The following is a 20,144-nucleotide window of genomic DNA, read 5'->3' as shown; positions in this document are numbered from 1 at the left end:
ATTCATGACGATCGAGTGGCGCTGGAGCAGCCGACCCGCGCGAGTCTAGGCCAGGAAACGCCCCGGGCAGAGCGTGCAAATGCAAGCCAACGTAAGCGCCGTGCGGGTGTCGCCTGCGGGCGACATGTGCAAGCGCCGGCGCTTCAGCGGCTTGCGTGTCCACGCAGAATAACTGTCGCCATCGCCCGACAGTTCTTCCCCTGCAGCCTGGATGAGGCTCCGTCCCGCGCCGGACTGCGGTTGCCAAGTGTCTGAGCACAATGCCGATTTCTGCGCAGGCATGGTGTTTGCTAGAAGGGTATGGTCTGTAGCGCCAGGGCTGCAGCCCCGACTCAAGGAGAAATCATGTTCAACAAGCCCAATCTGTTCCACAAAAGCAGCGAAACCGCCTCCAGCCGCAGCAACGGGCGCCCGGTGGGGAGCGGCACCGCTGCCAGTTCAGCGACGGCTTTCGGTGAGCGCCAGTCTTCCGCGGCCACGCCGGAGACCGCCCGCACCAGCCCGCAAACAGGCACCACGGCCGGGCGCGACGACGCCGGCGAGCGGTTGGAGGAAAAGGCGGGTGCGCCTGCCGCAGAGGGCACGGGGGAGAGCCGCCTGATCGTTGGACCGGAGGTAAAGCTCAAGGGCGCCGAGATCCTGGATTGCGACACGCTGGTGGTGGAAGGTCGGGTCGAGGCCACGATGGACAGCCGTGTGCTGCGCATCGCGGAGAAGGGCGCCTACAAGGGTACGGTCGGCATCGACATTGCCGAGATCCACGGCCACTTTGAGGGCGAACTCACGGCGCGCAAGCAACTGCTGATTCACGCCACCGGGCGCGTGAGCGGCAAGATCCGCTACGGCAAGATCCTGATCGAGGAAGGCGGGGAGCTGTCGGGCGATGTGCAGGCGCTGAGCGCCGTCGCCAAGGAGGGGTTGCGCGCGATCGAAGGCAAACCTGCCGAGCCGCGCCCACTCGCCGCCGTGGCGGGCTGAGGCGACACTCATCGAGATCGGGCGGCCTCGTTGGGCGGGGGGCGGACCGCCGCGGCGAGTTGCTGAGGCGTCCAGGTCCAGTGCTTTTCCCAGGCGGTGCGCACGAGGTTGGGGTACTGCGGTTTGCCCAGGCTGCCGTTGTAGCGGCCGAGGGCGCGGAAGAGGTCACCCTTCTCGATGTCGAGGTAGTGGCGCAGGATGGTGCAGCCGTAACGCAGGTTGGTGCGCATGTGAAAGAGGTTGTCGTCCTCGCGGCCGATGACCTTGATCCAGAATGGCATCACCTGCATGTAGCCGCGTGCACCTGCCGACGAGATCGCGTATTTCCGGAAGGCGCTCTCGACCTGGATCAGGCCGAGCACCATCTGCGGGTCCAGCCCGGCACGGGTGGCCTCGTAGTGGATGCTGGTGAGGAGTTCCGTGCGGTAGGCCTCGTCCGGGATGCGCTTCGCCAGCCGGCGTGACATCTCGGCGAGCCATTGCGCGCGCTCGCCGGCATCCGGAATCGGCAGCGTCGGTGCCGCGGCATCGCTGACTGCGGCATACAGCGCGGCGCGTACGCTCGCGGCCATGGGCTCGTACTGCTGCGCCCCGGCGTGTGCGCCGCCGGCCGCCACCGCGAACGCACATGCGGCGGCGAGCTGGCGGAACGGGGCGGGTAAAGGGCGCATGCGGATCTTCCCGCGCTCAGCCCTGGTTCAGGCGCTCGAGCACATGGCCCAGGATTTCCCCGGCGGGCGGCTTGACCGCTTCGGCGTCGCGCCGGCCCTGGTACTCGACCACGCCTTCCTTGAGGCCGCGGTCGCCGATGGTGACGCGGTGCGGCACGCCGATCAGTTCCCAGTCGGCGAACATCACCCCGGGACGCTCGTCGCGGTCGTCGAGGATGGCGTCCACGCCGGCGGCGATGAGCGCGTCGTAGAGCTTCTGCGCCTCGTCGCGCACGGCCTCGGATTTGCCCCAGCCCACCGGGCAGATCACCACCTCGAAGGGCGCGATCGCGCGCGGCCAGAGGATGCCGCGGGCGTCGTGGTTCTGCTCGATCGCGGCGCCCAGAATGCGGGTGACACCGATGCCGTAGCAGCCCATTTCGAAGTGCTTGGGCTTGCCGTCCTCGTCGAGGAAGGTGGCATTCATCGCCTTGGAGTACTTGGTGCCGAGGTAGAACACGTGGCCGACCTCGATGCCGCGCTGGATGGCGAGCACGCCGCGGCCGTCCGGGCTGGGGTCGCCTTCGACCACGTTGCGGAGGTCGGCGACCAGGTCGGGCTCGGGCAGGTCGCGGCCCCAGTTGACGCCGGTGAAGTGGAAGTCCGCGTCGTTGGCGCCGCAGATGAAATCGGCCATGTGGGCGACGGTGCGGTCGGCAATGACCTTGACCGGCTTCTTCAGGCCGAGGGGGCCGAGATAGCCCGGCTTGCAGCCGAAGTGCTCGAGGATCTCGGCTTCGGTCGCGAAGCGGAAGCCCGCCTTCAGGCCTTCCAGCTTGCCGGCCTTGACCTCGTTCAGCGCATGGTCGCCGCGCACCAGCAGCAGCCACACGGTGACGCCAGCGGGTTTGCCCTTTTCGTCGATGTCGTCGGTGGCGAGCACCAGCGACTTCACCGTGGTCGCGAGCGGTACACCGAGTAGTTTGGCGACGTCCTCGCAGGTGGCCTTGCCCGGTGTGGGGGTCTTCTCGAGCGCCTTGGCCGGTTCGGCGCGGCGCGCGAGCAAAGACACGGCCTCGGCGAGCTCGATGTTGGCGGCGTAGTCGGAGTCGGGGCAGTAGACGATGGCGTCCTCGCCGGTGTCGGCGATGACCTGGAACTCGTGCGAGCGGTCGCCGCCGATGGCACCGGTGTCGGCCGCCACGGCGCGGTACTCCAGACCCAGGCGGTCGAAGATGCGCTTGTAGGCGGCGAACATGATGTCGTAGCTGCGGCCTGCTGCTTCCTCGCTGCGGTCGAAGGAGTAGGCGTCCTTCATCGTGAACTCGCGCCCGCGCATGATGCCGAAGCGCGGCCGGCGTTCGTCTCGGAACTTGGTCTGGATCTGGTAGAAGTTCTTCGGCAACTGGCGATAGCTCTTGAGCTCCTGGCGCGCGATGTCGGTGACGACCTCCTCGGAGGTGGGCTGCAGTGCGAAGTCGCGTTCGTGGCGGTCCTTGAAGCGCAGCAGCTCGTCGCCCATCTTGTCCCAGCGCCCGGTCTCGTTCCACAGCTCGGCGGGCTGCACCATCGGCATGATCAGCTCCATTGCGCCGGCGCGATCCATCTCCTCGCGCACGATGGTCTCGACCTTGCGGATGGCACGCAGCCCCATCGGCATATAGCTGTAGATGCCGGCGGCGACCTTGCGGATCATGCCGGCACGCAGCATCAGCTTCTGGCTGACGACTTCCGCATCCGACGGGGCTTCCTTGAGGGTGAACAGGTGGAACTGGCTGGCGCGCATGAGGGTCTTCGACTGTATGGCTTGGTAGGACAGGAGCGCGGGATTTTAGCGCATGGCACCGCCGCGCAACGCTCCGTGCGTCATGAGCTTAGTCGATGCACGTCAGCGGTGTGCTTTCAAAGCATGCGCAAGTGTGAAAAAATCGCATCCAATCAACCGAAATTGAAGGTTTGTCATGCTTGACCGTGAAGGCTTTCGCCCGAACGTCGGCATCATTCTGGTCAATGCGCGCAATGAGGTGTTCTGGGGCAAGCGTATCCGCGAACATTCCTGGCAGTTCCCGCAGGGTGGCATCAAGCACGGCGAGTCGCCGGAGCAGGCCATGTACCGGGAGCTTTTCGAGGAAGTCGGGCTGCGCCCGGAACACGTCAAGATCCTCGGCCGCACACGCGGCTGGCTGCGCTACGAGGTGCCCAAGCACTGGATACGGCGTGAATGGCGCAACACCTACCGCGGCCAGAAACAGATCTGGTTCCTGCTGCGGCTGGTGGGGCGCGATTCGGACGTCTGTCTGCGTGCGAGCACCCATCCGGAATTTGATGCCTGGCGCTGGAGCAACTACTGGGTACCGCTCGAGGCGGTGATCGAGTTCAAACGGCAGGTGTACCAGCTCGCGCTGATCGAACTGGCGCGCATCCTGTTTCGTTCCCGTGCGTTCGAACTGCCTGACGCGTATCGCCTGCCGGAGCCGCCGGTCGCGCCGGAGCCGGTGCGTGTCATGCTGGGTCAGCAGGCGCGACGGGACTTGGCACACAAAGGCTAGTCGAGTCGGAGTCGGGGCCGCGCGGGAGGGCCTGCGCGCCAATCATGCGGAGATCTGCACTCTTGAAGACATCTTTTGTTCGTGGCTGGCTTGCCGGCCTGGCGCTGGCCGCCGGCATGGTGGCGCCCGCAGTGGCGGGCCTGCTCGTGGAGGCTGATCCCGACTGGCAGGAGGGGGAGGTGGAACTGCCGGCGGCGCCTGCGGAGGCCGGTCTGCGCACATTCGACATTGGCTCGCCTTCACCCAACCGCTTCTTTGTGGACGAGGAAAGCGTTCGCGTCGGCACGGATGGCGTGGTGCGCTACACGCTGGTGGTGCGCACGCCGGGAGGTGCGGAGAATGTGACCTTCGAGGGCATCCGCTGTGCGACCGGCGAGCGCCGCATCTATGCGAGCGGGCGCAAGGACGGAAGTTGGACGTTGCTGAAGAACAGCGACTGGCAGCCGATCCGCGACAACCGGTACAACCGTCCGCGTGCCGCGCTGGCCTATGATTATTTTTGCGATGGGGCGGCTGGTCCGCGCGACCGCAAACAGGCCTTGCGTCTGCTGCAGCAGAGGCGTGAGCCCACTGATCCTCTTGGAGTCCGCCAATGATGATCGATCAGGCCATCATCGAGTTCGACAAAGCCCTGCGCACCGTCTTTGCGCAGGCGCGAAGCGTTCGTCCCGTACCTGGCGATGGGATACCAGAATCGGAGATGAGCGATGCCGAGCGCGCGCATGCGGCAGCGCTGATGCGGGTGAACCACGTTGGAGAAGTCTGCGCGCAGGCGCTCTACCAGGGGCAGGCGATCATGTCGCGCGATGCGGCGGTCCGGGATGCGATGCGCGAGGCCTCGCAGGAAGAAACGGAGCACCTGGCCTGGACCGAGCGCCGCATCTCCGAGCTGGGGGGGCGCAAGAGTCTGCTCAATCCCGTTTGGTACGGTGGCGCGCTCGCGCTCGGGATGCTCGCGGGACGCTTCGGGGAGCGCTGGAACCTGGGCTTCCTCGCCGAAACCGAGCGCCAGGTCGAGCAGCACCTGAAGGGCCATCTCGACACGCTGCCGCCAACGGATCAGCGTTCGCGTGCGATCGTCGAGCAGATGAAGGTGGATGAAGCCGAGCATGCCGAGATGGCGGTTCGGCTGGGTGCGCACGCGCTTCCTGCACCGGCAAGGACAGCGATGAAGCTCGCCGCGCGGGTGATGACGACGCTCGCCTACCGCGTCTGATCCAGCCCCGGGCTCGGCTGCAGCCTCGGGGGCGGGCCGCAGGGCGAGTCAATCCAGCTCGACGAGCTCGACCTCGTGGGTGATCGCGGCCGTCTTCGCCAGCATGATCGAAGCCGAGCAGTATTTGTCTGCGGAGAGGTGGACGGCACGCTCCACGCTTTCGCGCTTCAGGTTGCGCCCGCTCACGGTGTAGATGAATCGGATCCGGGTGAACACCTTCGGGTCCGCGTCTGCCCGCTCAGCTTCGAGGCGCACACTGCAGCCGCGAATGTCGTGACGGCCGCGCTTGAGGATCATCACCACGTCGAAAGCCGTACAGCCGCCCGCGCCAGCAAGAAGAAGCTCCATCGGCCGTGGTGCGAGGTTGCGCCCGCCCGCTTCGGGGGCTCCGTCCATGGCAAGAAGGTGACCCGATCCGGTTTCTGCGACAAAGCTCATGCCGTCGAACCATTTGACGGTGCATTCCATAGGTTTTCACTCCTGGGGCAGGGCCCTCTTCTCGCTCTGGGTTGTCAGGGAGGCGCGATCTTACCGCAGGGGCGGGCAGTAGAGGGGGTGGCTGCCGGCCGCCGTGGATTGAAGGTGGCGGCCGGTCCGCCATACGGTAGCGTAGTGCCGCACTGCGCAAAAAGTACTGCTTGGAATGACAAAGGAATTGTCAGAGGCGCTTCTGTGGGACGCTCCTTGGTGGAGAAATTTGATCTAAAACAAGGCGTTTGATTAAAATAGAGGCTGCTTATGGGTAAATCAAAACTTTTCTTACGCAATGCACAAAAGCGCTCTTGCACGCGCTGCGTGAGACATGGATAATTCGTCCCAGTCGGATCGCTGACGCGGCAAGATGTTTCAAGTGCTCGCGCCGGTCCAAACGATGTCTCCTCCACCCTCCTCCTTTGGTGTGGATTTAACGCAGTCCAGTCGGACTGCGTTTTTTTTGGTATGCGCTGCCCGCAAAACCGTCGACGCCGTTTTCGGCGATTGACAGGTGCTACCTATTGGACGTAGGATTGCGAGCTTTCCGTTTGACGGCCATCTCTTACGGCCCGACAAGATCGAGGATTCACATGAAGACGTTTTCCGCCAAGCCGCACGAGGTCAAGCGCGACTGGTTCGTTGTCGACGGCACGGACAAGGTGCTTGGCCGTCTCGCCGCCGAAGTCGCCCGTCGCCTGCGTGGCAAGCACAAGGCCATCTACACCCCGCACGTGGATACCGGCGACTACATCGTCGTGGTCAACGTGGACAAGCTGCGCGTAACCGGTAACAAGGCGCAGGACAAGAAGTACTACCGTCACTCGGGTTACCCGGGCGGTATCTACGAAACCAACTTCACCAAGCTCCAGCAGCGCTTCCCCGAGCGCGTGCTCGAGAAGGCGGTGAAGGGCATGCTGCCGAAGGGCCCGCTGGGCTACGCCATGCTGAAGAAGCTGAAGTGCTACGCGGGTCCCGCTCACCCGCACACCGCTCAGCAGCCGCAAGTTCTCGAGATCTGAAGGAGCCGACAATGGCTGTGACTTACAACTACGGTACCGGTCGTCGCAAGACTGCGGTCGCTCGTGTGTTCATCAAGCCGGGTACCGGCAACATCGTCGTCAACGGCAAGCCGGTCGACGAGTTTTTCTCGCGTGAAACCGGCCGCATGATCGTGCGTCAGCCGCTGGTTCTCACCGGCAACGAAGGCAAGTTCGACATCATGGTCAACGTCGTCGGCGGTGGCGAGTCCGGTCAGGCCGGCGCCGTGCGTCACGGCATCACCCGTGCGCTGGTGGACTACAACGCCGAGCTGAAGGGTGAACTCCGTTCCGCAGGCTTCGTAACCCGCGATGCTCGCGAGGTGGAGCGTAAGAAGGTCGGTCTGCGCAAGGCCCGCCGCGCGAAGCAGTTCTCCAAGCGCTGATCCGGTTCCCGGTTTTGTGCTGCAGTCAAAAGCCGTCCCTTGGGGCGGCTTTTGCGCTTCTGGAGTGGGGTTCGAGGCGAGCGGTGTGGACGCGCGCTGCGCAGCGGTATCAGGAGTGCGATAATCCCCCGTCTGAAGTCATTTGCTGCGAGGAGTTAGCATGGTCAAGGTTGGAGTCGTAGGCGGTACCGGATACACCGGCGTGGAACTGCTGCGCCTGCTTTCGCGCCACCCGCAGGTGGAGCTGGTCGCCATCACCTCGCGTGGTGAGGCGGGCATGGCGGTTGCAGACATGTTCCCGAGCTTGCGCGGGCGGGTGAACCTGAAGTTCGTGACACCGCAGGATGCCGAACTCGAGAAGTGCGACGCCGTCTTTTTTGCGACCCCCAACGGCATCGCCATGAAACAGGCGACCGAGCTGGTCGCTGCCGGTGTGCGCGTGATCGACCTCGCAGCCGATTTCCGCATCCGTGACATCGCAGAATGGCAGAAATGGTATGGCATGGAGCATGCGGCGCCCGAGTTGGTCGCCGAGGCGGTGTACGGCCTTCCCGAGGTCAATCGCGCGCAGATCCGCCAGGCGCGCGTGCTGGCTAACCCCGGTTGCTATCCGACCGCGGTGCAGCTCGGTTTCCTGCCTCTGGTCGAGGCGGGTCTGATCGAGATCGACCACCTGATCGCGGACGCCAAGTCCGGTGTATCGGGTGCGGGCCGCAAGGCTGAGGTGCATACCCTGCTGCCCGAGGCGGCGGACAGCTTCAAGGCGTATGGGGTGCCCGGGCATCGCCACCTGCCGGAAATCCGCCAGGGGCTCTCACTGGCGGCTGGAAAGCCGGTTGGCCTGACCTTTGTTCCGCATCTCACGCCGATGATTCGCGGCATTCATGCCACGCTCTACGGTCGGCTCAAGCCGGGTGTCGATGCTTCCGATCTGCAGGGGCTGTACGAGAAGCGCTACGCTGGCGAGGCCTTCGTCGATGTAATGCCTGCTGGCAGCCACCCGGAAACACGGTCGGTGCGCGCCTCCAATCTGTGCCGCATCGCGGTGCATCGTCCGCAGGGCAGCGATACCGTGGTGGTGCTTTCGGTGATCGACAACCTGGTGAAGGGTGCTGCTGGGCAGGCGGTGCAGAACCTCAACATCATGTTCGGTTGCGACGAGCAAGCCGGGCTGGACATCGTTCCGGTCAGCCCCTGACGGGAACTTGCACAGCGGACGACGATCCGATTTTGACGATTCGGCCGCGGAAGGCGCATCATTCGCGGCACCCCCCAACAGAGGAGAAAACATGAGCGCAGAAGTCGAAACCCCCGATATCCTTGTCTTTACCGACAGCGCCGCAAACAAGGTGCGAGAGCTGATCGAGGAAGAAGGCAATCCCGATCTCAAGCTGCGCGTCTTCGTGTCCGGTGGTGGCTGCTCCGGCTTCCAGTACGGCTTCACCTTCGATGAGGAGGTGAACGAGGACGATACGACCTACGAGAAGAATGGTGTGATGTTGTTGATCGACCCGATGAGCTATCAGTACCTGCTCGGCGCGGAGATCGACTACACCGAAGGTCTCGAGGGCTCGCAGTTCGTGATTCGGAATCCGAACGCTACCAGCACCTGCGGCTGCGGTTCTTCGTTCACCGTCTGAACTGGGCCGCTGAAGGAAAAACGGGGCGCTGTGCGCCCCGTTTGTTCTTTAGCCTTGCTGGCGCGGCTCAGCGCGCGTCTGCAAACTCGTAGTTGAGCAGCGCAAAGCGCTGACGTAGCGGTGCCGTGTCTTGCTTGAAGGCAGCGAGCTCCTTGGCGCTGAACGAATCCGCTGCGGGCAGGGCGACCGTCATCGGATCGGAGGGGCGCCCCTTGATGCGAACCTCGTAGTGCAGGTGCGGCCCGGTGCACCAGCCCGTGCAGCCGACAAAGCCGATCACGTCGCCCTGACTCACGACCTGACCCTTGGAGAGGCCCTTGGCAAAGCCGTTGAGGTGTGCGTAGTACGTGGTGATCTCGTTGCGGTGCTTGAGAATGATCAGGTTGCCAAAGCCGCGCTGCTTGCCGACGAAGTCGACCGTGGCGTCGGAAGAGGCCATCACCGGGGTTCCGGTCGGTGCTGCGAAATCGGTACCGTTGTGCTCACGCCACTTGCCCTTGATCGGATGCAGGCGGCGGCCGAAGTTCGAACTGACGCGCGAGAACTCCAGTGGCGTGCGCAGGAAGCCCTGCTGCAGGCTGCGGCCGTCGTCGCTGTAGTATTGCTCCCTGCCGCTGGGGCCCTTGTAACGGACGACGGCGTAGCGTTCGCCGTTGTTGATGAACTCTGCGGCCAGGATGCGTCCGGCGCGAACCGGGTTGCCTTCCTCGTAGATCGCCTCGTAGACGACGTTGAATCGGTCGCCTTTGCGCAGGTCGGCGCGAAAATCGATCCAGGTGCCGAAGAGCGTGGCGAGCTGCGTCGCAATGTTGTCGGGCAGGCCGGCGGCTTCCGTGGCACCGAACAGGGAGTGCGTGATCGTGCCCGAGCGCATCTCGACCATCGTGGTCTGTTCGGTGCTCGTGGAGTCGCGCAGTGCCAGGCCGTCATCACCGCGCTCGAGGACGAGGTCCTGCGCGGTGTTGCCCATCGGAAGGTTCAGGGAGAGCAGCTTGCCCGCGGGCGAAACGACCGCCGTGACCGTACGATCAGCCCGCATCATGCGGATCGCCTGCTTGCCTTCGTCGGAGGCGGTAAGGTGGTTCAGCGCTTCGGCGTCGTCGATGCCGAGGCGGGTGAAGATCGCCTGCAATGTATCTCCGGTGCGGATCTGCTCGACCTGGATGAAGGGCAGGTCGTCGGTGTTGGCGATCTCCAGCTCCGGCGCGGGCAGGTTTTCGACGACGCGCTCGAACAGGATGTCCGGGGGTAGGGTGTCCGGCGTGACGGCCGTGGCTGCGACGACGCCCATCAACGACGCCCCTGCCACGCCGGCTGCGATCCAGGTCCGTGGGCGGGAGAGGAGACGGGCCGGCAGATCGGCTAGAATTCGGGTCTTTCTGGCCTTCATGAGCTCGGTTCGCTTGAACGCTGGGAAAAATTTTCGGAAGTGTAGCAAAGGTGCGCTTCAGTTCGGCAAAGTATTTTTGGAGAAATTGAATGTCTGATGTTCAGGCTGCGATCGACCTGATCAAGCGTGGCACCGATGCCATCCTGATCGAGGCCGAACTGGTCGAGAAGCTCAAGCGCGGCAAGCCTTTGCGGGTGAAGGCCGGCTTCGACCCCACCGCACCCGACCTCCACCTCGGCCACACCGTGCTGATCAACAAGATGCGTCATTTCCAGGAACTCGGCCACACCGTCCAGTTCCTGATTGGCGACTTCACCGGCATGATCGGTGACCCGAGCGGCAAGAACACCACGCGGCCGCCGCTGTCTCGCGAGCAGATCGTGGAGAACGCGAAGACCTACCAGGAGCAGGTGTTCAAGATCCTCGACCCGGAGAAGACCGAGATCTGCTTCAACTCGGCCTGGATGAACGATCTCGGCGCCGCCGGCATGATCCGCCTGGCGGCGCAGCAGACCGTAGCGCGCATGCTCGAGCGCGACGACTTTGCCAAGCGCTACGGCAACAACCAGCCGATCGCGATCCATGAGTTCCTCTACCCCTTGTGCCAAGGGTATGACTCGGTGGCGATGCAGTCCGACGTTGAGCTCGGTGGTACCGATCAGCGCTTCAATCTGCTCATGGGCCGAGAACTGCAGAAGCACTTCGGTCAGGCGCCGCAGTGCGTAGTGATGGTGCCTCTGCTCGAGGGGCTGGACGGCGTGAACAAGATGTCCAAATCGCTGGGCAACTACATCGGCATCGCCGAGCCGGCGAAGGAGATCTTCGGCAAGACCATGTCGGTTTCCGACACGCTGATGTGGCGCTACTACGAGTTGCTGTCCTTCCGCTCTACCACCGAGATCGCGCAGTTGCGCGCGGATGTGGAGGGAGGGCGTAACCCGCGTGATGTGAAGGTGATGCTGGCGATGGAGTTCGTCGCTCGCTTCCATGGGCAGCGTGCCGCCGAAGAGGCGCTCGCCGATTTCCAGGCACGTTTCCAGCGCAACGCGATCCCCGATGACATTGCGCAGGTGAGCGTGCGTGTCGGTGCAGAGGGCATGCCGCTGTTCCAGGTGCTGAAGCAGGCCGGGCTCACCGGCACGACTTCGGAGGCGATGCGCATGATCGAGCAGGGGGGGGTGCGCATCGATGGCGAGCGCGCAGAAGACAAGGGCTTGCTGCTTCGCGCCGGTGAGACCGTCGTGCTGCAGGTCGGTAAGCGCAAGTTCGCCTCGGTGGTGCTGTCTTGATGCGTCATCAGTGCCGCCCGGGAGCAGGGCGATGAGTGCGCCCGCGCGCCCGATCGGGGTGTTCGATTCCGGCGTGGGCGGGCTCACCGTGGTGCGCGCGCTGATGGAGCGTCTGCCGCTCGAGGACATCGTCTATTTCGGCGATACCGCCCGCGTGCCCTACGGCGTCAAATCAGTCGCCACGATCGAGCACTTCACCGCGCAGATCACCGAGTTCCTGCTGAAGCGCGACGTCAAGATGCTGATCATCGCCTGCAATACCATTGCTGCGGTCGCTGCCGAGGTGGTGCACCGCCTCGCGGCCGGCATTCCGGTGCTGGACGTCATCGAGGCGGGCGCACGTGCCGCAGTGGCGAGCTCGCCCGGGCGCCGCGTGGGCGTGATCGGGACGCCCACGACCATCAACAGCAACGCCTATGCCCGTCGCATGCACGAGCTCGACCCTTCGGTGCGTGTGTATTCGCAGGCCTGCCCGCTGTTCGTGCCGCTGGTGGAGGAGGGCTGGCTGGATCATCCCGTCACCCGCCTGACCGCGCAGGAGTATCTGCGGCCGGTACTGGCCGAGGAGGTCGACAGTCTGGTCCTGGGGTGCACCCACTATCCGCTGCTGAAGCCCTTGCTGCGCGACGTGATCGGGCCGCGCGTGCAACTCATCGATTCTGCCGTGACCACCGCCGAATTCGCCGCGCAGCGACTGCAGCGGGATGGTCTGGCGCGCGCTGGGGGTGAGCCTGCCGCATATCGATTCGTGGTCAGCGACGTGCCGCTGCGCTTCCAGACCATCGGCGAGCGCTTCCTCGGGCGCTCGCTCGGCGAGGTGGAGAAGGTCGACTGGTGAGGGACACGCGCAATGCGCAGGGTCGGGCTTGCACGGCCAAGGCTTGGCTTCAGGCTGGGCGCGTGCGCACGGGGCGCGAAGGGTCGGCGCACCACTCGCTCCACGACCCGGCGTACAGGCGGGAGCCGGTGAGTCCGGCGAGCTCCATCGCGAGCACATTCACGCAGCCTGAAACGCCCGAGCCGCACTGATGCACGATCTCGTGCGCGTCGTGTGTGCCGAGCAGATTCAGGAATTCCGCGCGCAGGTCCAAGGGTGCCTTGAAGCGTCCGCGTTCGTCCATGTTGTCGCGGTAGAAGCGGTTCACCGCGCCAGGGATGTGGCCGGCCACCGGATCGAGCATTTCGTTCTCGCCGCGGAAACGGTCCGGGCTGCGGGCGTCCACGAGCAGCATCTCCGGGCTGCCGAGGTGTGCGAGTACCTCGTCGACCGTCACTCCTTGTGGTCCTGGCTTGCCGTCAAACTGCGCAGCGCGCGCAGCGGGCGGGGCGGCCGTGACGGGAAGGCTGGCCTCCAGCCAGGCCTGGAAGCCGCCGTCCAGTACAGCGACGCGGGTGTGGCCCAGCCAGCGCAGCAGCCACCATAGTCTGGCCGCTGACATGCCGCCAGCGTCGTCGTAGGCGACGACCTGGCTGCCCTTTCCCACGCCGCAGGCGGCGAGGCGTGCGGACAGGCGTGCGGAATCGGGCAGCGGGTGGCGGCCGTTGAATCCGCTCTTCGGGCCTGAGAGGTCCTCTTCCAAATCGAGGAAGAACGCGCCGGGCAGATGACTGTCGGCGTAGGCCCGGCGTCCGAAGCTTGCGTCCGCGAGGTCGAAGCGGCAGTCGAAAACGACCCAGCCCGGATCGTCGATGTGTGGTGCCAGCGTGTCTACCGTGACGAGGGTCGAGAAGCCTGCACCCATGACGGCATTCGGGCCTGCGCTCACGATTCGGCAGACGCCTCAGCGTCCGCGGCCAGCCAGCCGCGTGCTTCCTGCTCGTCGTCGAAGACCTTGACTTCGGCGTCGACGAAGAACTGCGAAACCCAAGCGCTCCAGGTCAGCCACTCGTCTTCGGTGATCACTGCGATGCGGCCGAAGTCCTTTGCGTGTTCGCGCGAGAACTTGATCTCCTCCCACGCGACGTCGAGCGTGAAGCCCGCCATCTGGCGCAGGTCGAGCAGTACGTCTATGCGGCCGCTGAACTGGATGTGGTAGTTCGCCAGTTCCTCGAATTCCTTGTAGTCGGCCAGAGTGAATTCACCGAATACGGTGACCGAAACCAGCTTGTCCGTGTGCTCGGTACTGATCATGACAGCCTCCATGAGTTCGCCGCGAAGGGTGGCCGTACGATGATGGCCAAGGATGGCTCCACTATATCCGCGACCGGGAACGGGCTCAATTGCGCGTCGATGCGTGCTCCGGCGTGGGTGTGTCGGTCGGCGCGGGCCTGCTGCGGGTGGCCAGCGACACCGTGATGGCGCCGGCGATGATCAGGCCGATGGCGGCCCAGGACGACCATGGCATGCGCTCGTCCCATAGCAGCATGCCGAACAGGCTGGCGAAGATCACCGTGGCGTAGCTGAGATTGGCCGACACCACCGTGCGACCGTAGCGGTAGGAACGCGTCATCGCGAGCTGGGCGAGGCCGCCGAACAGGCCGACCCCGGCCAGGGTCGCGAACTCGGAGTCGTCGGGTGTGTGGATCTCCCCGGTCAGCGCCCAGCTCAGGCCGACGACGGTGGTCATCACCGAGAACCAGAATACCGTCCGCACCTCCGGTTCGCCGGCCCGGCCGAGTTCGCGCAGGCTGATGTAAGCCAGGCTCGCCATGGCGCCCGAGCCCAGGCCAACCGCGGCACCGATCCATTGCTCGGGTTGCAGGGTGGGGCGCAGCAGCAGGATCACCCCCGCAAAGCCCGCAAGCACGGCGAGGCTGGCCGTCCAGCGCAGGCGTTCGCCGAAGAAGAGCGCGAGCAGGAGGGCGACGAACAGCGGCGATGTGTAGTTGAGTGTGACCGCGGTGGCCAGCGGCAGCAGGCCGATCGCGAAGAAGTAGCAACCCAGTGCGATCGACCCCGACAGGCTGCGCGAAACATGCATGCGCCAGTTCGGTGTGCGCAGCGGTATGCCGCGCGTGGCGGCGAGGGCGAGCATCATCAGCCCGCTCACGAAGCCGCGGTAGAAGACGATCTCTCCGGTCGAGAACTCGGCCGAGGCAAGCTTTACGCATACGCCCATGCAGGCGAAGAGGAAGCACGAAATGATCATCCAGAAGGCGGGCATGGCGATTGTTGCACTGCAGCGTGGAAGCCGCTCATTGGAACACAATGCAGCCCTGTGCGGAGGAGCAGCGGCAATCGACAGCGAGCGCACCGAGACGGCGGTGCGAGGCGTATTGCGGCGTACAGGGGCCTGTTGGGGCGTATAGGGGCGTATAGGGGGCACGCGCGGGGCCGCTGCCGCGAAAATTTGCCGGGGGCGCGGCCGTGCTTGGCCGGAGTCGCCCCAGAACCGTGTTTCGGGGTTAGGCTTGCGTCATCGTACGCACGCACCGACCGGAGATCACCATGGCTTACCTGCTCGCCCTCGACCAGGGCACGACCAGTTCGCGCGCCATCGTGTTCGATGAGGGCTTGCGCGTGTGTGGCCTCGCGCAGGCCGAGTTCGCCCAGCACTTCCCCGCGCCGGACCGGGTCGAGCATGATGCGAACGACATTTTGCGCACCCAGCTCGATTGTGCGCGCGAGGCGCTCGCCAATGCCGGTGTTCCGGCACGTGCGGTGACCGCGATCGGCATCGCCAACCAGCGCGAGACCACCGTGTTGTGGGAGCGCGCAAGCGGACGTGCACTCGCCCCCGCGATCGTGTGGCAGGACCGCCGCACCGCCGCCGAGTGCGAGCGCTTGCGCGCTCTGGGCTGGGCGGAAGAGCTGCGTGAGCGCACGGGGCTGGAACTCGATCCGTATTTTTCCGCGACCAAACTGGCCTGGTTGCTCGACAGCGTCCCCGGGGCCCGCGTGCGTGCCGAGGCGGGGGAACTTGCCTTCGGCACGGTGGACAGCTGGCTCGTGTGGCACCTGAGCGGCGGACGCCTGCACGTCACCGATCCCGGTAACGCCTCGCGCACGCTGCTCTTCAACCTTCGTGCGCTGGACTGGGACCCGGTGCTGCTCGAGCGCTTTCGCATCCCGCGTGCGCTGCTGCCGCGAGTGGTGCCGAGTAGCGGTGTTTGCGGCGAGACGGATGCGCGGGTTTTCGGTGCGGCCATCCCGATCGCCGGCATTGGCGGCGACCAGCAGGCAGCGACCTTCGGCCAGGCGTGCCTGCGCCCCGGCATGGCGAAGAACACCTATGGTACGGGCTGCTTCCTGCTCATGAACACCGGCACGCGTCCGGTGATCTCGCGCAACCGGCTGCTGAGCACGGTGGGCTGGTGCAGCGCCGGCGGACAGGCCAGTTATGCGCTCGAAGGCAGCGTGTTCATGGGCGGCGCCGTGGTGCAGTGGCTGCGGGACGGACTTGGGCTGGTGAAGAAGGCTGCCGAGGTGGAGGCGCTCGCGGCGAGTGTGCCCGACAGTGGCGGGGTGGTGCTGGTGCCGGCGTTTACCGGCCTAGGGGCACCGTACTGGGATGCACGTGCACGCGGCACGCTGCTGGGGCTGTCGCGTGGCAGCGGTGCGGCGCACATCGCGCGCGCGGCGCTGGAGGCAATCGCGCTGCAGAGCGCAGACTTGGTCGATGCCATGGCCCGTGATGGCGCGGCTGCGTTGAACGAACTGCGTGTAGACGGCGGTGCGGCGGCCAACGATCTGCTGATGCAGTTGCAGGCGGATGTGCTGGGGGTGCCGGTGCTGCGCCCGCGCTTGCTCGAAACCACTGCGTTGGGCGCGGCGTGTCTTGCCGCGCTGGGGTGCGGCCTGTGGCAGGACGAGGATGAGATCGCCGCGCGCTGGCAACTCGACCGCTGCTTCGAGCCTCGCTGGTCGCCGGCACGTCGGGCCGAGGCGCGTGTATTGTGGGCACGGGCGGTCGAACGTGCGCGCGATTGGGCGCAGGAGGTGGGGCAGGGGGCGGAGTCCGTCTGAATGTCCGCCCCCTATTCCCGTGACGCCCTGTTGGCGCGGCTGGCAGCGACGCCGTCATGGGACGTGCTTGTCATCGGCGGCGGTGCCACTGGCCTCGGTTGCGCGCTCGATGCCGCGGCGCGCGGGTATTCGGTGCTGCTGGTCGAAGCGCGTGACTTTGCCGCGGGGACCAGTTCTCGCTCGACCAAGCTGATCCATGGCGGCGTGCGCTACCTTGCGCAGGGCCGGTTTTCGCTCGTGCGCGAGGCCCTTCGTGAGCGCGGTCATCTGCTGCGCAACGCGCCGGCCCTGGTACGCCCGCTGCGCTTTGTGGTGCCGGCGCGTGGGCGGCTCGACCGGCTGCGTTTGCGGGTGGGCCTGGGACTCTACGACCGGCTTGCGGGCGGGCTGCGCATTGCACCCTGTGAGGGGCTGGGGCCGGCAGCCCTGGGTGCGATGATGCCAGGGGTTCTCACCCCGGGGGCAGGTGGCGTGGCGTACTGGGATGCGCAGTTCGACGATGCCGCACTGGCACTCTCGCTCGCCCGCAGCGCCAGCCAGCATGGGGCGCTGGTGTTGAACCACTGCCGGGCGGACGGGCTGCTGCAAGCGGGTGGCCGCGTGTGCGGCGCGGTGCTGGCCGAGCGTGCGAGCGGACGCAGTTTCGAAGTGTTGGCGCGGGTCGTGGTCAACGCCACCGGGGTCTGGGGCGATGCGGTGCGGCGCATGGCAGACCCGCGGGCGCATACGCTGCTCCAGCCCAGCCAGGGCGTGCATCTGGTGGTCGATGCGGCGTTCCTCCCGGGGCTAGATGCACTGCTCGTGCCGCACACTGATGACGGGCGGGTGCTGTTCATGATTCCCTGGCAGGGCAAGCTGCTGATTGGTACGACCGACACGCCCCGAGACGATGTGGCGGAGGAGCCGGCGCCGCTTGCCGGAGAGGTCGAGGGCTTGCTTGCCGCCGCAGGGCGCTGGCTGGTGCGTGCGCCTGGCATGGCGGATGTGCGCAGCGTGTTCGCCGGCTTGCGTCCGCTGCTGGGCGGGTCATCCGCCGAGGCGAGCAGTCGCATCTCGCGCGAGCACCGGGTTGAGGTGTCGGCGCGGGGCCTGGTGAGCGTGCTGGGCGGAAAGTGGACCACGTACCGCAGCATGGCGGAGCAGGCGATCGATCGCGCGGAGGCGGTGGCGGGCCTTGCGCACCGGGCCTCGCCGACGGCCACCTTGGGGCTGGATTGCGACATGCCCTGGGGCTGCACTGCCCCGCATGATGCGGCGCTGCTGCCGGGTGGCCAGCGTGCCGGCCTGCTGCCCGGGGTGGATGCGGTGCGCCATGCCGTGCGTGAGGGCTTCGCGCTCGATGTGGAGGACGTGCTCGCGCGGCGCAGCCGGGTGTTGTTCCTGGATGCGGCGGCAGCGCAAGCAGCCGCTGCGCCGGTGGCGGACATCCTCGCCGCGGAACTGGGCTGGAGCGCGGAGCGTCGTGCCGAGTCGCTGGCGGCTTTCCACGCGCTGGCGGGCCGCTACCGCAGCGGCAGCTGTACGCAGGCCTCGAGTCCGCCCTGAGGGTGATTACGCAGGCTCACCTCGCCGCCCTGGCCGCGCAGCAGGTTGCGGGCGATCGCCAGCCCCAGTCCGGTGCCGCCAGTCTCGCGGTTGCGCGATGATTCGGTGCGGTAGAAGGGCTCGAACACCTTCTCGAATTCGGCTTCGGGCAAGCCGGGGCCATGGTCGCGGACGAGGATCTCGCAGTGTGCCGCGTCGCATGCGAACGTGAGCTCGACCGTCTCGCCGAACTTCACCCCGTTCTCGATCAGGTTCCACAGTGCGCGGCGCAGTGCGGGCGGGTTGCCGATGACCCGTCCGCTGCAGTCCTCGGGCACCCGCACCATCCAGCCCATGTCGCGCGCATCCTCGGCAAGCGCCTGCAGCAGCGGGCCGAGCTCGATTGGCTGCGGTGCGGTGCGCTCGTCCAGGCTGCGCGCATAGGCCAGGCCCTCCTTGACCAGCCCCTGCATCGCGTCGAGGTCCGACTGGATGCGGGTGCGCAGGTCTTCGTCCTCGACCATCTCGGCGCGCAATCGCAGTCGGGTGATCGGTGTCTGCAGATCGTGCGAGATGGCCGCCAGGATGCGGGTGCGCTCGGTGACGTGTTCCGAGATGCGTTGCTGCATCTGGTTGAATGCGGCGGCTGCCTGTGCGACCTCGGTTGGGCCGCGCACCGCCATCGGGGCCCGCCCGGGGTCTTCGCCCAGTGCGCGTGCAGCCTCGGCCATGCGTGACAGCGGGCGGGTGGCCAGCCGCACTGCGATCCAGGTGAGCAGGCCTACGCCCAGCACCAGCGCCGCAAGTGCAGCAAGCAGACGCTCGGGCGCACGCTGGATCACCGGTGGCGCGGGGGGAATGTCGGGCAGGCGGATCTGCAGCGGTGTACCGTCGGCCAGATGAACGAGTACGAGCAGCATCGGATGCGAGCGTTCGTTGCGGCGGTGGGTGTACATGTCGAAGCTGCGCTGCGGCATCGCCGCTTGCAGCGCGGTGCGCAGCGGGTGTTCGCCGGCGAGTGGGCGAAGGTGTTCGTGCGGCGGCCGCAGCGCCAGGCGCAGGCGGCGGCGACCGATCTCGTCGAGCCAGCGCTCGCGTTCGGGGCCGGACATGGAATCGAGCAGATCGGCTGCGGTGGCGATCTCCTGAGCGACACCTTCGAACAGCGCACTGCGCCCCACGCGTTCGCGCTCGCCGACGAAGAGGGCGAAGCTCACCGCGAGCACCAGCGCGATGCCGACCATCCAGATCAGCATCAGGCGGGCAAAGAGCGTGCGCGGCGCGAGGCGGTGCAGCCAGGATGGCCCGTGCAGGTTCATGGGGTGCTGCCTAGCGGCGCAGTGTCGCCGACGCTGACTTCGCTGGCGAGCACATAGCCTTCGTTGCGCACCGTCTTGATGATGGACGACTCCCGCGCGTTGTCGCCCAGGCGCTGGCGCAGGCGGCTCACCAGCAGGTCGATCGAGCGATCGAACACGTCCGCTTCGCGCCCCTGGGTGAGTTCCATCAGTTGGTCGCGCGAGAGAACCTTCTGCGGGTGCGACAGGAACACGCTCAACATGCGGTATTCCGCACCCGAGAGCGCGACCACGCTGCCGTCCGCATCGATGAGGTGACGGTTGACCGTGTCTAGCAGCCAGTGCGCGAAGCGCAGCGTACGCGCGTTGGCCGGCGGCGCGGCCTCCAGATTGGGCGGCAGCGCGCGGGTGCGGCGCAGCACCGCGCGGATGCGCGCGAACAGTTCGCGTGGCACGAAGGGTTTGGGCAGGTAATCGTCCGCGCCCATCTCCAGACCGATGATGCGGTCCATGTCCTCGCCGCGTGCGGTCAGCATCAGGATCGGGGTGTTCGCGTGCGCCCCGCCGCCTGCGCGCAGGTTGCGGCACAGGCTCAGGCCGTCCTCACCGGGCATCATCACGTCGAGCACGATCATGTCGATACGGTGTGCCTCGAGTGCCGCCTTCATCTCGCGGCCGTCGGCCGCAGTGGTGCAGCGCAGCCCCTGCTTCTCGAGGTAGTCGGCGAGCAACTGGCGGATGTCGCGGTCGTCATCGACGATCAGGATGTGGTCGGCGGTGTTCATGCAGGATTCTCCATGGCCGGGA

21 protein-coding genes are annotated in these 20,144 nt (G+C 66.1%); 12 read left to right on the top strand and 9 right to left on the bottom strand.

Annotated elements, in window-relative coordinates:
* The first annotated feature begins 345 nt into the window (after window positions 1-345).
* The gene (locus tag ACPT9U_RS00690) at window positions 346-978 is read left to right on the top strand and encodes a bactofilin family protein (RefSeq protein WP_435749549.1); all 633 of its coding nucleotides are present in this window, start codon (window positions 346-348) and stop codon (window positions 976-978) included.
* 8 nt (window positions 979-986) lie between these two features.
* On the opposite strand, the gene ACPT9U_RS00685 is transcribed toward ACPT9U_RS00690, so the two are convergent.
* Entirely contained in the window at window positions 987-1,649 is a 663-nt protein-coding gene (locus ACPT9U_RS00685) for a lytic transglycosylase domain-containing protein (RefSeq protein WP_435749548.1), read from the bottom strand.
* Window positions 1,650-1,665: 16 nt separating this feature from the next.
* Entirely contained in the window at window positions 1,666-3,414 is a 1,749-nt protein-coding gene (locus ACPT9U_RS00680) for a proline--tRNA ligase (protein WP_435749547.1), read from the bottom strand.
* A 175-nt stretch (window positions 3,415-3,589) separates the two neighbouring features.
* On the opposite strand from ACPT9U_RS00680, the gene ACPT9U_RS00675 reads away from it, so the two are divergent.
* The 3 genes from ACPT9U_RS00675 to coq7 all read left to right on the top strand — a co-directional run bounded on the left by ACPT9U_RS00675 (window position 3,590) and on the right by coq7 (window position 5,393).
* Window positions 3,590-4,177, top strand: coding sequence for an RNA pyrophosphohydrolase (locus ACPT9U_RS00675; RefSeq protein WP_435749546.1), 588 nt, complete (start codon window positions 3,590-3,592; stop codon window positions 4,175-4,177).
* A gap of 116 nt (window positions 4,178-4,293) precedes the next feature.
* Entirely contained in the window at window positions 4,294-4,773 is a 480-nt protein-coding gene (locus ACPT9U_RS00670) for a CNP1-like family protein (protein WP_418363776.1), read from the top strand.
* The gene (gene coq7, locus ACPT9U_RS00665; protein WP_435749633.1) at window positions 4,773-5,393 is read left to right on the top strand and encodes a 2-polyprenyl-3-methyl-6-methoxy-1,4-benzoquinone monooxygenase; all 621 of its coding nucleotides are present in this window, start codon (window positions 4,773-4,775) and stop codon (window positions 5,391-5,393) included. Before ACPT9U_RS00670 ends, coq7 begins: the two co-directional genes overlap by 1 nt.
* A 48-nt stretch (window positions 5,394-5,441) precedes the next feature.
* On the opposite strand, the gene ACPT9U_RS00660 is transcribed toward coq7, so the two are convergent.
* A complete protein-coding gene (locus ACPT9U_RS00660; protein ID WP_435749545.1) occupies window positions 5,442-5,861 on the bottom strand; it encodes an OsmC family protein in 420 nt (139 codons plus the stop codon).
* Between the two features lie 596 nt (window positions 5,862-6,457).
* Between ACPT9U_RS00660 and rplM the strand changes: the two genes are divergently transcribed.
* The 4 genes from rplM (at window position 6,458) to erpA (ending at window position 8,930) form a co-directional block, all read left to right on the top strand.
* Window positions 6,458-6,886: a 50S ribosomal protein L13 gene (gene rplM, locus ACPT9U_RS00655; RefSeq protein WP_418363527.1), complete on the top strand. Its 429-nt coding sequence runs from the start codon at window positions 6,458-6,460 to the stop codon at window positions 6,884-6,886.
* Between the two features lie 11 nt (window positions 6,887-6,897).
* The gene (gene rpsI / locus ACPT9U_RS00650; RefSeq protein WP_418363526.1) at window positions 6,898-7,290 is read left to right on the top strand and encodes a 30S ribosomal protein S9; all 393 of its coding nucleotides are present in this window, start codon (window positions 6,898-6,900) and stop codon (window positions 7,288-7,290) included.
* A gap of 160 nt (window positions 7,291-7,450) precedes the next feature.
* Window positions 7,451-8,488 carry an N-acetyl-gamma-glutamyl-phosphate reductase gene (argC, locus tag ACPT9U_RS00645; RefSeq protein ID WP_418363525.1) on the top strand — a complete coding sequence of 346 codons (1,038 nt, stop codon included), beginning with the start codon at window positions 7,451-7,453 and terminating at the stop codon, window positions 8,486-8,488.
* Window positions 8,489-8,579: 91 nt separating this feature from the next.
* Window positions 8,580-8,930: an iron-sulfur cluster insertion protein ErpA gene (gene erpA, locus ACPT9U_RS00640; protein ID WP_418363524.1), complete on the top strand. Its 351-nt coding sequence runs from the start codon at window positions 8,580-8,582 to the stop codon at window positions 8,928-8,930.
* A gap of 67 nt (window positions 8,931-8,997) precedes the next feature.
* On the opposite strand, the gene ACPT9U_RS00635 is transcribed toward erpA, so the two are convergent.
* Window positions 8,998-10,221 (bottom strand): M23 family metallopeptidase, encoded by a 1,224-nt coding sequence (locus tag ACPT9U_RS00635; protein WP_435749544.1) that lies wholly within the window; start codon window positions 10,219-10,221, stop codon window positions 8,998-9,000.
* 188 nt (window positions 10,222-10,409) lie between these two features.
* Between ACPT9U_RS00635 and tyrS the strand changes: the two genes are divergently transcribed.
* Together tyrS and murI are read left to right on the top strand one after the other, a co-directional pair.
* Window positions 10,410-11,609: a tyrosine--tRNA ligase gene (tyrS, locus tag ACPT9U_RS00630; RefSeq protein ID WP_418363522.1), complete on the top strand. Its 1,200-nt coding sequence runs from the start codon at window positions 10,410-10,412 to the stop codon at window positions 11,607-11,609.
* Between the two features lie 31 nt (window positions 11,610-11,640).
* Window positions 11,641-12,447, top strand: coding sequence for a glutamate racemase (murI, locus tag ACPT9U_RS00625; protein WP_418363521.1), 807 nt, complete (start codon window positions 11,641-11,643; stop codon window positions 12,445-12,447).
* Window positions 12,448-12,496: 49 nt separating this feature from the next.
* On the opposite strand, the gene ACPT9U_RS00620 is transcribed toward murI, so the two are convergent.
* The 3 genes from ACPT9U_RS00620 to ACPT9U_RS00610 form a co-directional block, all read right to left on the bottom strand.
* Window positions 12,497-13,351: a sulfurtransferase gene (locus ACPT9U_RS00620; protein ID WP_435749632.1), complete on the bottom strand. Its 855-nt coding sequence runs from the start codon at window positions 13,349-13,351 to the stop codon at window positions 12,497-12,499.
* Window positions 13,352-13,371: 20 nt separating this feature from the next.
* Window positions 13,372-13,740, bottom strand: coding sequence for an STAS/SEC14 domain-containing protein (locus ACPT9U_RS00615; protein ID WP_435749543.1), 369 nt, complete (start codon window positions 13,738-13,740; stop codon window positions 13,372-13,374).
* Between the two features lie 85 nt (window positions 13,741-13,825).
* Window positions 13,826-14,713 carry a DMT family transporter gene (locus ACPT9U_RS00610; protein WP_435749542.1) on the bottom strand — a complete coding sequence of 296 codons (888 nt, stop codon included), beginning with the start codon at window positions 14,711-14,713 and terminating at the stop codon, window positions 13,826-13,828.
* A 284-nt stretch (window positions 14,714-14,997) separates the two neighbouring features.
* Between ACPT9U_RS00610 and glpK the strand changes: the two genes are divergently transcribed.
* On the top strand, window positions 14,998-16,515 hold the full coding sequence (glpK, locus tag ACPT9U_RS00605) for a glycerol kinase GlpK (protein WP_435749541.1): 1,518 nt from the start codon (window positions 14,998-15,000) through the stop codon (window positions 16,513-16,515).
* Window positions 16,516-18,060, top strand: coding sequence for an FAD-dependent oxidoreductase (locus ACPT9U_RS00600; RefSeq protein WP_435749540.1), 1,545 nt, complete (start codon window positions 16,516-16,518; stop codon window positions 18,058-18,060).
* Here the strand turns inward: ACPT9U_RS00600 and ACPT9U_RS00595 are convergent.
* Entirely contained in the window at window positions 18,018-19,358 is a 1,341-nt protein-coding gene (locus ACPT9U_RS00595; RefSeq protein WP_435749539.1) for an ATP-binding protein, read from the bottom strand. The genes ACPT9U_RS00600 and ACPT9U_RS00595 overlap by 43 nt on opposite strands.
* Window positions 19,355-20,122 carry a response regulator gene (locus ACPT9U_RS00590; RefSeq protein ID WP_435749538.1) on the bottom strand — a complete coding sequence of 256 codons (768 nt, stop codon included), beginning with the start codon at window positions 20,120-20,122 and terminating at the stop codon, window positions 19,355-19,357. The genes ACPT9U_RS00595 and ACPT9U_RS00590 overlap by 4 nt, the downstream gene beginning before the upstream one ends.
* Between the last annotated feature and the right edge of the window lie 22 nt (window positions 20,123-20,144).

It is taken from the genome of Thauera sp. AutoDN2 (assembly GCF_051280715.1).
GTDB lineage: Bacteria > Pseudomonadota > Gammaproteobacteria > Burkholderiales > Rhodocyclaceae > Thauera.
Note: the sequence above shows the minus strand (reverse complement) of the source record. Positions and strands in the feature narration are given on the sequence as shown.